Raw genomic sequence first — 13,377 nt, 5'->3', positions numbered from 1 at the left:
TTACCCTGAATAAAACGGCCCTAAAATTATCTTATCCATAGTTACACAGGTTACCAAACTTTACTGCTTTAATCGCTGTTGTAAAAAATCTACAACCCTTTTATGACGCATTTTTACCGCTGAAATATTGAGGTGACAAATATCGGCTATTTCTTGAAATTCCAAACCTGTGCGGTAACGTAGTAGCATAATATTACGATCAGCAAAGGACAGGTTAACCATTAATAATGAAAGTGCTGTCCCAAAATCTTCGTGGCTATTATCATCATTGGTTATACTTTCAAGATATTCATCATTGTGTTCGATAGTATCCCAACGGCGATCTCTTATTTTATTGATACATTCGTTATGGGCAATTTTAAATAGCCATGCTTTAAAAGATACCGCCCACTTAAAGCTTTTTAAGTGGGCGAGTACCTTTATAATTATTTCTTGTACGACGTCTTCGGCATCAGGCTGATGCTTAAGTAACTTTACACAGTATCCTTTTAAAACAGGTAAATAAGGTGTAATTAGTTGCTGAAAAAGACGCGTATCATAAGGTAGGCTTGCTTGCACTAAGGTAACAAGCTCGCGTTCATTAAGCGTAGTCAAACCGTAAAATAAGCCTCAACTATTGCTTAATAACTTTATTAGCTAATAAGAAAGTATTCGGTATCGTCGTTAGCGACTCATCGGCTGCCATCACTTTACTCGCAACACTGCCAATAACAGCTAAGGTGCCCTTAATGTCTGTTACTTCAATAACGTCACCTATTTGGTACATCTCTCGAAGATAAACGCCAGCAACAATTTCTTGGGCCATGGCTTTAGTGCCGATACCTAAAGAAATAGCCGCCGCTAAACCGACACTGCCAATAAGTACTGTCATGATGTTATTTAGCAGAGAAACATCTATGTCTAATTGCGTAATAGATAAAGAAACAGTAATAACGATAATAATACCGCGGCATACTTCGGCAACGGAACGGCCATAGTCAACACCAGTATTCTTAGCGGCTATTTTTACGCCATTAAAAACAATTTGCGCAACAAAGAAGCCACAAATTAAAACAGCGAGTGAAGCAAGTAATTTAGGTAAAAACAACACCAAAGTGTCGATTAAGCCGGAAAGTACGGTTAAGCCTAAAATATCTAGAGCCGCTAATAAAAAGATAAGTAAGAAGAATGTCGAAATAAGACTAGCAACAACTTGGCTACCCGTTAAAGTAACATCCATTTTTTTCAGCAGTGAATCTAGACCCAGTTTATTTAAAAACGTATCAAAACCAATTTTAATTAATGATTTATTAAGAAAGTTTTTAATGAGTGTTGAAATAATCCAACCGACAAGTAGAAATAAAATAGCGACAATTAAATCAGGTAAAAAAGTAACCACTTTATGCCAAACAGTTATTAAGCCAGAGTAAGCTTTGTCGGTGATGTTTTCAGTATCCATTATCTATTCTCATTATTAGTTATGCTATTGCTTGTTATCTTAGGGCAAGGTGCCATCTGTTTAAATATCGGTTTTAAAACTTTCATAAATAGGCTAATAAAAACAACCCAAAGTGAAGCTAAGCCTAATGCAACAAGATCTTTTGTACCTTGCTGATTATTTGCTGTTAAGGTTGCGCGCTTAAAAAGCTGATCATCTGATGTACTAAAAGCAACATCTGCATCACGGCTTAATTCTTTCGCTAAACTCTTTTCTATGTCTTTCATCTCATCCTCGAGCAATAGTTTTATCGCTTTATTCTTTAACGACTGAGCCGTTAAAAAGTCACATTAAATCTGTATGTTTTTTATTCTTATTTTTATCTATACACATTAACTTTTTTAAATCGGGTGCATTCTACGCTAAACAATTTTGAGTTTTAGCGTTAATTTAGTAAAATTAAGAAAAACTTGTGACTTTTGAGTTTCTTATCCGTTATAGAGCCAGAAATTACATCACATTACCCGAAACTTAATAAGGATTTATCCATGAAAACTTTTAACATGACTCTGATAGCTGCATTAATAAGCTCTCCACTAGCTGCAGAAACTATTGATAAAACATGGGAGCTTGGTGTGTTTAGCGACTACATCAAGTCAGATACAAACAAAGAAAACAATATTGACTGGCAACAAATTGAAGCGGGCAAAAGCCTTGGTATTGATTTACAAAAAATCATTAATGAGCGTTGGGACATTCGTTTAGAATTAGCTAAAACACGTTACGACATTGAAAATGGCAATGATAAAGATTACGGAACACGTGCCGGTATCGATGCAATTTATAAAGTTGAAGATAGCAGCTTTTACCTTTTCACTGGTGTAAAGCGCTTTAATAATGTTAGAAGCTATAATGCGGCTAATGTAGGTGCTGGTTATAACCTTCAAATTAATGATCGTTTCTCTCTATACAGCGAAGCCGCTGTTTATCGCGATCTTGATTACGGTCAAACAGATCAAGGTATTAAATTAGGTGTAAAATATACTTTTGGCGATGTTAAAAAATCACCTGTTGTTAACAAAGCTGTTGTTAACAAACCTGTTATGGAAACGATGAAGTCAACGCCAGTCGTTAAAAAAGTGATGATGGTTGATACTGACAACGATGGTGTTAGTGATAACAACGACCGTTGTGCTAATACACCGGCAAATGTAAAGGTTGATTCTCAAGGCTGTACGTTATATTCAGAAAAATCAGTCGAAATTAAGTTAAATGTTATCTTTGAAAATAACAGTTCATTGGTTAAGCCAGCAATGGTTGATGATGTTCAGCGTTTAGCTGATTTCATGAAAGAATACCAAAACACAAGTGTTGTTATTGAAGGACACAGTTCGGCTTCTGGTAGTGAAGAATATAACCTAATGCTTTCGCAAAAACGTGCTGATACCATTAAAGGCTTATTAATTAATAAGTTTTCTATCGATGCTAGCCGTTTATCTGCAAAAGGCTTTGGTGAAACACAGTTGATTGCTAAAGGAACTTCGCCTGCAGACAATAGTGTAAACCGCAGAGTTGTAGCGAAAATAGAAACTGTCGTTAAAAAAGTGATTACAAAATAAGGCTAAATTGCCTAACTAAAAGGGAAGCCATTTGGGCTTCCCTTTTTTATTACTCTCAATGAAAGTCTCTTGATAAATCAGTTTACTCGATGTGTATAGAGCGCAGTATTAAAAGCCTATACAACTTTGGGCTAATTAATGACAATCACTCAGATAAAGTGATTATCTGAAGGACATAAGACCTCGTCAATATTATGCATTCGCATTATTGGCCGTAAAATTTACAGACCTTAATAAACAAATAAAGCCCGAATATTCCAACTCCCCATCAAAGTAACTTTTAGGCTATCTTTGCTAGCGGTTGCCACAAAGCTCACTAAGTTGAGGTCTTAATTTATTTCGACTCTGCCCCGCTTAGCTATCAAATCGGTCATTCTCGCGATTTATCGGCACGGCTTAAAAGTGCTATTTTAAGTGGTCTAAATTTATCTACCAACTCAACTTATATCGCAAAAGATAGCTGCTCATTAATACTCACATTTTAATCTCTCCAGATGAGCGTGATTCTTCTAAAGCGATGTTTGAACAATAATCAGTTTAAAACGAAATGTGTTCTCGTATAACCTCGAAATTACGAGTAGGAATGATCCAAAGCTTATCAATAAACAAACACATGAACACAGCTCATAAATCAATGAAATAAAATCAATTTTATTCATACAACGAACCAAGTATAAAACACACTCTGCTTTTAACTTTAAACCATATTACAGTTGTTTCTCAATTAAGCCTTTAGGTATATACCCAAAAGACGATGAAGACATTGACTGGGAAAACCAAAAAATAAAATTAAAAGCCTCAAAGATCACGAAATAAATTTAGGTTTTATCTCAGGAAATAGGATTACGTTCACAATGAATAAAGACTTTACATTTACTATTAAGAGCACTTGTCTTGATGAAAATTATCAGCCCTCAGACAATACGCGTATCACGACCAACTTTGCTAATTTAGCGAGAGGAAACAGCCGTCAAGCGAACTTACGCAACGCTTTAAATATGATTGACAATAGTTTCAATGCATTGGCACATTAGGATAATCACCAAGCAGCACGTTATTCTGTCGAACTTGAAATCATTTCCGTTGATATAGATATTGAAGGCAGTGGCCAAACCTTCCCATCAATTGAAATATTGAAAACGAATATTGTTGATCATAAAAATAACAAACGCATTGAAGGCATTGTAGGAAATAATTTTTCCTCTTATGTGCGAGATTATGATTTCAGCGTATTGTTGTTAGATCATAATAAGGGTCAATCAAAATTTAGCATTCCAGATAATTTTGGCGACCTGCATGGGAAGCTCTTTAAATACTTTGTAAATTCGAGTGCTTACCAGCAACACTTTAAGAAGCCACCGGTAATATGTCTCAGTGTTTCTAATAACAAGACCTATCATCAGACTGAAAACCACCATCCCGTATTAGGTGTTGAATACCAGCCAAATGAATCTTCTTTGACTGAGCAATATTTCAAAAAAATGGGCTTACAGGTTCGCTATTTTATGCCTCCAAATAGTGTTGCGCCTTTGGCTTTTCACTTCTTTGGTGATTTGCTTAATGATTATACTAATCTTGAGCTTTTAAGCACTATCAGTACGATGGAAACTTTTCAAAAAATCTACCGACCTGAGATTTATAATGCGAATGCTGTTGCAGGTAAATGCTATCAACCAAATTTAATGAATTTAGATCATTCATTAACTCACATTGTTTATGATCGAGAAGAACGTAGCAAGATGGCTAATCACCAGGGAAAATTTGCTGAAGAGCATTTCATCAAACCCTACCAAACGGTTCTTGAGCAATGGTCTGCTAGTTACGCTCAATAGCTATATTTAATACTTATCTTTTATAAATATCCTAAAATTATGGCATCAACTATCATGAAAAAATTATTACCTACTTCAACGGCAGGCAGTTTACCTAAACCCTCTTGGCTTGCACAACCTGAGACTCTTTGGTCTCCTTGGAAATTACAAGGTGACGAATTAATTGAGGGAAAACAAGATGCTCTACGTTTATCATTACAAGATCAACAACAAGCAGGTATTGATATTGTCAGTGATGGCGAACAAACACGCCAACATTTTGTTACTACATTTCTTGAGCACCTCAACGGAGTTGACTTTCAAAAACGCAAGACCATAAAAATTCGTAATCGCTATGATGCGAGTGTACCTACGGTTGTTGGTGCTGTTTCACGCCAAAAATCAGTTTTTGTTGAAGATGCCAAATTTTTACGTCAACAAACAAAACACCCGATTAAATGGGCGCTGCCAGGCCCTATGACGATGATAGATACACTTTATGATGACCATTATAAAAGTCGAGAAAAGCTAGCTTGGGAATTTGCCAAAATCCTTAATCAAGAAGCCAAAGAGTTAGAAGCAGCGGGTGTTGATATTATTCAATTCGATGAGCCTGCATTTAATGTGTTTTTTGATGAGGTTAATGATTGGGGTGTGGCTTGTTTAGAGAGAGCAATTGAAGGGCTTAAGTGTGAAACAGCTGTACATATTTGCTATGGCTATGGCATTAAAGCCAATACAGATTGGAAAAAAACTTTGGGGTCTCAGTGGCGACAATATGAAGAAGCCTTTCCCAAACTGCAAAAATCTACTATCGATATTATTTCGTTAGAATGTCATAACTCTCATGTACCAATCGAGCTACTTGAACTTATTCGAGGTAAAAAAGTGATGGTAGGAGCCATTGATGTCGCAACCGATATCATTGAAACACCAGAGGAAGTCGCCAAGACCCTACGAGAAGCCCTGAAGTATGTCGATGCCGACAAGCTCTACCCATGTACAAACTGTGGCATGGCCCCTTTATCTCGTAAGGTAGCAAAAGGGAAATTAAATGCGTTAAGTGCAGGTGCAGAAATAGTTAGAAGAGAACTTTCTAATAGTAACTAACTGATATAATAGTGTTTAGTAAAGTAGGCTATGGCTTTCTCACAATCGAGCAAAATTGGCTATGCTTGAGCTATTATTTACTTAAAGACCTAACAACGTATGCTGCAGTTGCCCGTTTAATTGATAGTAGGGTCTTTAGCGTTATTAAAAATAAAAGTAGTCGTTAATGAATATCATTGAATTTATAACAAATAATATCTCACCGTTTTTTGCATTGGTTGCCACAGGTGTATTCGCAGGTATTTTAGCGGGCTTGTTAGGTGTAGGTGGTGGTATCGTAATCGTACCTGTATTATTTTTCTTGTTTCAGAGCTTTGGCGTATCACCAGAGTCTGCGATGCTGGTTGCGACAGCAACCTCACTAGCCACCATAGTACCCACATCTGTTAGTTCTATTCGTTCTCACAATAAAAAAGGTAATGTCGATTTTGACCTGCTCAAACGCTGGGCTGTCTTTATTCTTATCGGGGTATTGGTTGGTAGCTGGTTAGTGACTCTTGTTGAAGGTACTATGCTTACTATGTTGTTTGGGGTGATAGCGGTTTTATCGGCACTAAATATGTTGTTCCGCACGGGGAAATCCGCTCTATACCAGAAACTACCTAATAAAACAGGACAAACGGTTATGGGAGCATCCATTGGCTTTTTCAGTTCTATGGTCGGGATTGGCGGCGGTACTATTTCGGTGCCACTGCTCACTCTATATAACTATCCCGCCCACAAAGCCATTGGCACAGCAGCGGCAATAGGGTTAATAATTTCATTGCCTGGTGCGCTAACAATGCTGACCTTCGGTAGTACGCCAACCGATGCACCAGCGGGTACATTTGGTTTGGTCAATCTATTTGCCTTCACTTGTATTGTGCCGTTAACCGTATTATTCGCACCGTTAGGGGCATCATTAGCAGCGAAATTAGATGCGGAAAAACTGAAAAAAATCTTTGCCTTCGTATTACTATTTACGGGCTTACGTATGTTGGCGCAACTTTTCTTATAGATTTTATTGCTGTTCATTGTTGTTGAACAGTAAATGATAATTGTAAATCAACTTATTTGATTGATAAAATGAACAACATTCATCAATCAATGAAGTTCATCATCAAAGCTAAAAACAGGAGTTAACAGGTGTTAGAAAGGATCCATTTAGAAATACTAACCGCAATAAAAGAGCATGGAACCCTAACTAAAGCTGCTGATTCGTTGCACTTATCTCAATCTGCGTTAAGTCACAGCATTAAAAAATTAGAAGGCCAAATTGCTACTCCAATATGGAAAAAAGAGGGTCGAAACCTACGTCTTACAGCTGCTGGAGAGCGTATTCAAACGCTTTCAAATAGAGTATTACCTCAGTTTTTACATACAGAATTATTACTGAGTCAGATTGCAAAAGGTGAAATGGGGGCTCTACGAATTGGCATGGAATGTCATCCTTGTTATCAATGGTTACTTAGAGTCATTCAGCCTTATTTAGAACAGTGGCCGGACATTGATATGGACGTGAAGCAGGAGTTCCAGTTTGGTGCTTTAGGTGCATTGCTTAGCTACGAAATAGATGTACTTATTACACCAGATCCACTCTTTAAACCTAAAATAGTCTACATACCCGTTTTTGACTATGAACATAGGCTGGTCGTTTCAGCGTCTCACAAACTTGCAAAGCAAGCTTTTGTTTTACCCGAGCAATTAAGCGAAGAGGTACTGTTTAGTTACCCTGTTGAGCCGCAAAGGCTCGATATCTTTAGTCAATTTCTTAATCCAGCAAAGTGTTCAGTAAAAAAACACAAAAACATTGAAACAACTGAGATCATGTTACAAATGGTCGCTGCTGGTCGAGGTATTTGTGCTTTGCCGGGCTGGCTAGTAGATGAGTACTCAAAATCAATGCCTATTAAGAGTCTCCGTTTTGGAGAAAAAGGTATTAGTAAGCAAATCTTTGTAGGTATTCGCAAGACCGACCAAAATATTGACTACTTAAATGATTTCATTGCTCAAGCTAAAAAAACAAAATAATTAGTTAATCCGGTTTTAGAGGGGCTGCATAAAATTAAACACCTGCAATAGAAAAGACGGCGAGCTTGTCGCTAATCTATGAGACTGCCTCTTGCTCACCCAGATGGTATTTTGCTCACGACAAAAATGAGCTTAAATCCGATCTAACACAAATCAATAAGCTAAGGCTGGCAATTCGTATAATTAAGAGCGTAAACATGTTCTTGCATAGTAAATAAAAAAAGCCCGAATATCGCTATTCAGGCTTTTCAATTTTGAGCTATAAATGGTTTTGACTATTTATGCGCAGAATAAACGGTTTACTTCAAGGCGCTTTATTGTGTCGTTTAGTGTTTCTTAAACGAACGATAACGCAACGAAGAAATTAACAGTTTAGACAAGCATAATTACATCATGCCGCCCATTCCACCCATACCGCCCATATCAGGCATGCCACCAGCGCCAGCATCTTTTACGGGTGCATCAGTGATCATAGCTTCGGTTGTTAACATTAAGCCAGCGACAGAAGCAGCAAACTGTAATGCACTACGCGTTACTTTAGTTGGGTCAAGAATACCCATTTCTAACATATCACCGTAAGTAGAGTTACCAGCATTGTAACCAAAGTTACCTTTACCGTTACGCACTTCGTTTAATACGACTGAAGCTTCATCACCACAGTTAGCAACGATTTGACGTAGAGGTGCTTCCATTGCGCGAATTGCAACGTTAATACCATGTGTTTGGTCTTCGTTGGCACCTTCAAGGTCTTTGATAAGGTCAGCAGCACGAACTAATGCAACACCACCACCAGCAACAACACCTTCTTCTACCGCGGCACGAGTTGCATGCAATGCATCTTCAACACGGGCTTTTTTCTCTTTCATTTCGATTTCTGTTGCTGCGCCAATTTTAATAACCGCAACACCGCCAGCTAATTTAGCTAAACGTTCTTGTAACTTTTCTTTATCGTAATCAGAAGATGAGTCTTCGATTTGACCACGAATTTGCATTACACGACCTTGTATATCAGCTTCGTTACCAATACCATCAATAATCGTTGTATTGTCTTTAGTGATAACAACACGTTTAGCTTGACCTAAATCTTCTAATGTTGCTTTTTCAAGCTCCATACCGATTTCTTCAGATATTACCGTACCACCCGTTAATGTCGCGATATCTTGTAACATTGCTTTACGACGGTCACCAAAACCAGGTGCTTTAACTGCTGCAACTTTAACGATGCCGCGCATGTTGTTTACCACTAATGTTGCTAAAGCTTCACCTTCAACATCTTCAGCAATAATTAATAATGGCTTACCTGATTTTGCAACACCCTCTAAAGTAGAAAGTAATTCGCGAATGCTGCCTACTTTTTTGTCTACTAATAGAATGAATGGGCTTTCTAATTCAACAGTGCCACTTTCTTGGTTGTTGATAAAGTAAGGAGATAAATAGCCACGGTCGAATTGCATACCTTCAACAACGTCTAATTCGTCAGTTAACGCTTGACCTTCTTCAACAGTAATTACGCCTTCAGTGCCCACTTTTTCCATCGCTGTTGCGATGATTTTACCGACAGTTTCGTCAGAGTTAGCAGAGATAGTGCCTACCTGCTCAATCGCTTTGTTATCACTACATTCTTGTGACAAACTTTTTAATGCTTCAACGGCGGCAATAACTGCTTGGTCGATACCACGTTTTAAGTCCATTGGGTTCATGCCGGCAGCAATTGATTTCAAACCTTCATTTACAATAGCTTGCGCTAAAACAGTTGCAGTAGTTGTTCCGTCACCAGCTTCATCATTGGCTTTAGAAGCAACTTCTTTAACCATCTGTGCGCCCATGTTTTCAAATTTGTCTTCTAATTCAATTTCTTTTGCAACAGTAACACCATCTTTAGTGATGATTGGACCACCAAAAGATTTGTCTAATACAACATTACGACCTTTAGGGCCTAATGTTACTTTTACCGCGTCAGCTAAAACATTTACACCACGTAGCATTTTTGCTCGTGCGTCATTTCCAAATAATACGTCTTTTGCAGCCATGTTGTTTCTTCCTATATTTTGTTAGTTTGTCGAACATCGTTCGACTACAATAATTAATACACTGTAAGTTGAGGCTTAGCCTAACGAATTCCTACAGTTTATATAAAGTCAGTAGCGTTACTATGACTCAACAATCGCTAAAATGTCTGATTCAGAAAGGATCAAAACTTCTTCGCCATCAATTTTTTCAGTTTTAACGCCGTAACCTTCACTAAAAATAACTTGGTCACCTACTTTTACGTCTAAAGCACGTACTTCGCCATTTTCTAAAATGCGACCGTTACCGACAGCGATAACTTCACCGCGCGTTGATTTTTCTGCAGCACTTCCTGTTAAAACAATACCACCAGCTGATTTTGATTCTACTTCTTTACGTTTAATTATTACGCGGTCATGTAATGGACGAATGCTCATTAATTTTCTCCTGAGAGTTTATTCACTCTCAATAAATTTAAATAAAAGGTTATAAAACTTTGTTGCAATTAAAGATGGGGCTAATTTAAAACTTCACAAGCCCCGTTAAAAAATTTTTTATTCTTTGCGCTCATACTCACCTTCAAGCGTTTCACCTTGGTGGTGTTCAATCGGCTTCTTAGTGCCTAAACCCTGCTCAAATGGATCAGACGTAACTGGCTGTTCTTGCTGAGTATGCACCGAACTTTGATAAGTAAAACCAGCCGCGCTTTGATTCATGACTAAATGTGACTGCACTGACTTTATCAACAGACTTCTCACACTAGGGATCAGGAGAGATAGCCCAAAAATGTCAGTAACAAAGCCAGGCGTTACTAAAAGTATGCCCGCAACCAGTAAAAGTAGTCCTGCAACTATTTCATCTGAAGGCATTTCTCCTTGCGCCATTTTAGTTTGTACTGAGTTTAAGGTGGCAATCCCCTGCTGTTTAACATTTCTGGCACCCAGCCATGCAGTAATAATAACAATAGCAATTGTTGGCCATGCGCCAAGCCAAGTACCAACATTGATCAGTACCATAATTTCGATAATAGGAACGACAATAAAAAGGATAAATAGAAATCGAAACATTTAAAGTCTCTTCATTAAAAAATTTTATATAAGATGAAACATATATGGGGTTGTGCAGGTCTTTTTCAAGCATCAGGTAAATACAAGCTAGTTCATATGGTAATAAGCTATTAATTGTCATTTAAATAGCTTAAGTTTTTGTTAAGGAAAATACGTTAATGTTTCAATTAATAATGTGCACTTGTCCTGATATTAGCAATGCGAAATTGATTGCAAAACACTTAATACAAGAGAAACTAGCCGCTTGTGTCAATATTATTCCTAACGTTATCTCTGTTTATCGCTGGCAAGATAATATTGAATGTGATGAAGAAATACAGTTAATGATAAAAACACAAACCAATAAGTTTAACGATGTAGCTAGTGAAATTAAACGCTTACATCGTTATGATACCCCTGAAATTATCGCCATGAACATCCAGCAAGGCGACGATAGTTATTTAAACTGGATCACTGAGTCTTTAAAATAGTTGTTATGAAAAAAATTGTCTTACTTTTTTGGTTAGTTTTAACCAGTATTTTTTTGCAAGTACCCAATGCTCAAGCTCAAGATTCAATTTTTGATACTTCGTCCGCTTCGTTATTCAGTAACGATGATGAGTTTCTTAGTGTCGAAGAAGCCTTTGAATTTAATTTTCACCAGAAGGATGATCAATTATCTGTTTCCTTTACCATAGCTGAGGGCTATTACTTATATCGTCACCAGTTTAAGTTCAGTGTTGAAAACGCAGAAATAATCCCTGTCGAACTGCCTAAAGGTGAAGACCATGAAGATGAATTTTTTGGTGTTCAGCAAATATTTACCGAACAGCTTAACTTCACTATTAAACTTGTTAACGCTGATAGTAATGCCAGCATTAAAATACGCTATCAAGGGTGCGCAGCAAAAGGCTTATGTTACCCTCCTAAAAGTAAAGTTGTAGCTCTATCAAAAGTTAATAATGAAGAAGCCATTAACACCAACAATGTTTTGGCGGCGATATCACCTGATAATGAAACGGGCAATACATCTATTGCCGCTGAAAATGCCAGCGAACAACATCAATTAGCCGATATGCTCAAAGGTGATAATATTTGGCTAACACTACTCGCTTTTTTTGTTGGAGGCTTACTGCTTTCATTTACGCCTTGTGTATTTCCTATGTACCCTATTTTGACCGGTATTATCGTTGGGCAAGGCGATAAATTATCAACGTCAAAAGCCTTTCGTTTATCGTTTGCTTATGTACAAGGCATGGCAATAACTTATACCTTACTGGGCATTGTTGTTGCACTGGCCGGCGCTCAGTTCCAAGCAATGTTTCAACATCCTGCCGTTTTAATTGTGTTAAGTGTTTTATTCATCTTTTTAGCGCTTTCTATGTTTGGAGTTTTTAATCTTGCCTTGCCAAGTAGCTGGCAAAATAAATTGAACAACATCAGTAATAGCCAAAAAGGAGGCTCATACTTCGGTGTTGTTGTTATGGGTGCTATTTCTGGTTTAGTGGCGTCTCCATGTACTACCGCTCCTTTAACAGGTGCTCTGCTATACATTTCACAATCGGGTGATATTTGGTTAGGCGCATCAGCGCTCTACGCATTAAGTTTAGGTATGGGTGTGCCATTACTTGTTTTGGGTAGTTCTGGTGGTAAATTATTACCAAAAGCAGGTACATGGATGACGGTAATTAAAAATGTATTTGGCTTATTACTACTCGCTGTTCCGATATTTTTAATGGAAAGGTTTTTACCTTCATTGGTAACACAAGCCATGTGGGCAATATTGGTCTTATCAAGCGCAGGTTATTTTTATACCGTCAATCAACAGACCCAGAATAACTTTTGGTTTGGTGTGAGAAGTGTGGTGATATTTGTAATGATATTTTTTGGCGCCAACCAAGCTTTTCAACTGATAAGTCCTAGCCAAAATGTTGCTACAAGTAATCAGGAAGCTCCACAACAACACTTTACTAAAGTAGCAACATTACCAGAGTTGTTAGCAGCAGTAGACAATGCGAATGCACAAGGGAAGACTGTAATGGTCGATTTGTATGCCGACTGGTGTATCGCCTGTAAAGAGTTTGAAGAATACACCTTTAATGCCCCGCAAGTACAAAAAGTGCTGAGTAACACGGTATGGTTACAAATTGATATGACTGACTTCGATTCGACTGACAATGCTGAGTTTGCGGAAAAGTATCAAGTACTTGGCTTACCGAGTATTCTCTTCTTTGACCAACAAGGTAAAGAATTAACTCAGCAGCGCGTAACGGGGTTTATGGGCGCAGAAGAATTTACTGAACATCTACAAAAAATCCTTTAACCTTTAACAAGCAAACTTTAACTCGCAGAACTCG

General features: G+C 37.7%; 12 protein-coding genes and 1 pseudogene. 7 read left to right on the top strand and 6 right to left on the bottom strand.

Annotated features, from left to right (window positions below; all coding sequences use genetic code 11):
* Nucleotides 1-60 precede the first annotated feature (60 nt).
* Genes sigX through H4J69_RS04965 form a run of 3 tightly spaced genes read right to left on the bottom strand, consistent with a single transcriptional unit; the run spans nt 61 to nt 1,704 of the window.
* On the bottom strand, nt 61-594 hold the full coding sequence (gene sigX / locus H4J69_RS04975) for an RNA polymerase sigma factor SigX (protein ID WP_182244175.1): 534 nt from the start codon (nt 592-594) through the stop codon (nt 61-63).
* A 19-nt stretch (nt 595-613) separates the two neighbouring features.
* Nucleotides 614-1,438 carry a mechanosensitive ion channel family protein gene (locus H4J69_RS04970; protein WP_182214641.1) on the bottom strand — a complete coding sequence of 275 codons (825 nt, stop codon included), beginning with the start codon at nt 1,436-1,438 and terminating at the stop codon, nt 614-616.
* On the bottom strand, nt 1,438-1,704 hold the full coding sequence (locus H4J69_RS04965) for a hypothetical protein (protein ID WP_070374895.1): 267 nt from the start codon (nt 1,702-1,704) through the stop codon (nt 1,438-1,440). The genes H4J69_RS04970 and H4J69_RS04965 overlap by 1 nt, the downstream gene beginning before the upstream one ends.
* A gap of 261 nt (nt 1,705-1,965) precedes the next feature.
* On the opposite strand from H4J69_RS04965, the gene H4J69_RS04960 reads away from it, so the two are divergent.
* The 5 genes and pseudogenes from H4J69_RS04960 to H4J69_RS04940 all read left to right on the top strand — a co-directional run bounded on the left by H4J69_RS04960 (nt 1,966) and on the right by H4J69_RS04940 (nt 7,967).
* Complete coding sequence (locus tag H4J69_RS04960) at nt 1,966-3,036, top strand: OmpA family protein (RefSeq protein ID WP_182244176.1); 1,071 nt, start codon at nt 1,966-1,968, stop codon at nt 3,034-3,036.
* An 854-nt stretch (nt 3,037-3,890) separates the two neighbouring features.
* Nucleotides 3,891-4,868, top strand: a pseudogene (locus tag H4J69_RS04955) (DUF1852 domain-containing protein).
* Nucleotides 4,869-4,922: 54 nt separating this feature from the next.
* Entirely contained in the window at nt 4,923-5,957 is a 1,035-nt protein-coding gene (locus tag H4J69_RS04950) for a methionine synthase (protein WP_182214646.1), read from the top strand.
* A 166-nt stretch (nt 5,958-6,123) separates the two neighbouring features.
* Complete coding sequence (locus tag H4J69_RS04945) at nt 6,124-6,954, top strand: sulfite exporter TauE/SafE family protein (protein ID WP_182221196.1); 831 nt, start codon at nt 6,124-6,126, stop codon at nt 6,952-6,954.
* A gap of 128 nt (nt 6,955-7,082) precedes the next feature.
* Nucleotides 7,083-7,967 (top strand): LysR family transcriptional regulator, encoded by an 885-nt coding sequence (locus tag H4J69_RS04940; protein ID WP_182221197.1) that lies wholly within the window; start codon nt 7,083-7,085, stop codon nt 7,965-7,967.
* A 386-nt stretch (nt 7,968-8,353) separates the two neighbouring features.
* Here H4J69_RS04940 and groL read toward each other — a convergent pair whose 3' ends face one another.
* From groL to H4J69_RS04925, 3 genes are all read right to left on the bottom strand, one after another.
* Nucleotides 8,354-9,997, bottom strand: a complete 1,644-nt coding sequence (groL, locus tag H4J69_RS04935; RefSeq protein WP_182244177.1) for a chaperonin GroEL — start codon at nt 9,995-9,997, stop codon at nt 8,354-8,356.
* 120 nt (nt 9,998-10,117) lie between these two features.
* A complete protein-coding gene (locus tag H4J69_RS04930; RefSeq protein WP_070374905.1) occupies nt 10,118-10,411 on the bottom strand; it encodes a co-chaperone GroES in 294 nt (97 codons plus the stop codon).
* A gap of 117 nt (nt 10,412-10,528) precedes the next feature.
* Nucleotides 10,529-11,041, bottom strand: a complete 513-nt coding sequence (locus tag H4J69_RS04925) for an FxsA family protein (RefSeq protein WP_182214649.1) — start codon at nt 11,039-11,041, stop codon at nt 10,529-10,531.
* Nucleotides 11,042-11,199: 158 nt separating this feature from the next.
* Here H4J69_RS04925 and cutA point away from each other — a divergent pair, with 158 nt between their 5' ends.
* Nucleotides 11,200-11,511: a divalent-cation tolerance protein CutA gene (cutA, locus tag H4J69_RS04920; protein WP_182214650.1), complete on the top strand. Its 312-nt coding sequence runs from the start codon at nt 11,200-11,202 to the stop codon at nt 11,509-11,511.
* Between the two features lie 5 nt (nt 11,512-11,516).
* On the top strand, nt 11,517-13,343 hold the full coding sequence (locus H4J69_RS04915) for a protein-disulfide reductase DsbD (protein ID WP_182244178.1): 1,827 nt from the start codon (nt 11,517-11,519) through the stop codon (nt 13,341-13,343).
* Nucleotides 13,344-13,377: the final 34 nt, after the last annotated feature.

It is taken from the genome of Colwellia sp. BRX10-9, from assembly GCF_014077405.1.
Lineage (GTDB): Bacteria > Pseudomonadota > Gammaproteobacteria > Enterobacterales > Alteromonadaceae > Colwellia_A.
The sequence above is the reverse complement of the archived record's forward strand: the minus strand, read 5'-3'. Positions and strand labels throughout refer to the sequence as shown.

What these genes read in the sequence shown, in the direction of transcription:
- H4J69_RS04970 (WP_182214641.1), bottom strand. Translation starts at nt 1,438, where the DNA reads ATGGATACTGAAAACATCACCGACAAAGCTTACTCTGGCTTAATAACT.
- H4J69_RS04965 (WP_070374895.1), bottom strand. Translation starts at nt 1,704, where the DNA reads ATGAAAGACATAGAAAAGAGTTTAGCGAAAGAATTAAGCCGTGATGCA.
- H4J69_RS04960 (WP_182244176.1), top strand. Translation starts at nt 1,966, where the DNA reads ATGAAAACTTTTAACATGACTCTGATAGCTGCATTAATAAGCTCTCCA.
- H4J69_RS04950 (WP_182214646.1), top strand. Translation starts at nt 4,923, where the DNA reads ATGAAAAAATTATTACCTACTTCAACGGCAGGCAGTTTACCTAAACCC.
- H4J69_RS04945 (WP_182221196.1), top strand. Translation starts at nt 6,124, where the DNA reads ATGAATATCATTGAATTTATAACAAATAATATCTCACCGTTTTTTGCA.
- groL (WP_182244177.1), bottom strand. Translation starts at nt 9,997, where the DNA reads ATGGCTGCAAAAGACGTATTATTTGGAAATGACGCACGAGCAAAAATG.
- H4J69_RS04930 (WP_070374905.1), bottom strand. Translation starts at nt 10,411, where the DNA reads ATGAGCATTCGTCCATTACATGACCGCGTAATAATTAAACGTAAAGAA.
- H4J69_RS04925 (WP_182214649.1), bottom strand. Translation starts at nt 11,041, where the DNA reads ATGTTTCGATTTCTATTTATCCTTTTTATTGTCGTTCCTATTATCGAA.
- cutA (WP_182214650.1), top strand. Translation starts at nt 11,200, where the DNA reads ATGTTTCAATTAATAATGTGCACTTGTCCTGATATTAGCAATGCGAAA.
- H4J69_RS04915 (WP_182244178.1), top strand. Translation starts at nt 11,517, where the DNA reads ATGAAAAAAATTGTCTTACTTTTTTGGTTAGTTTTAACCAGTATTTTT.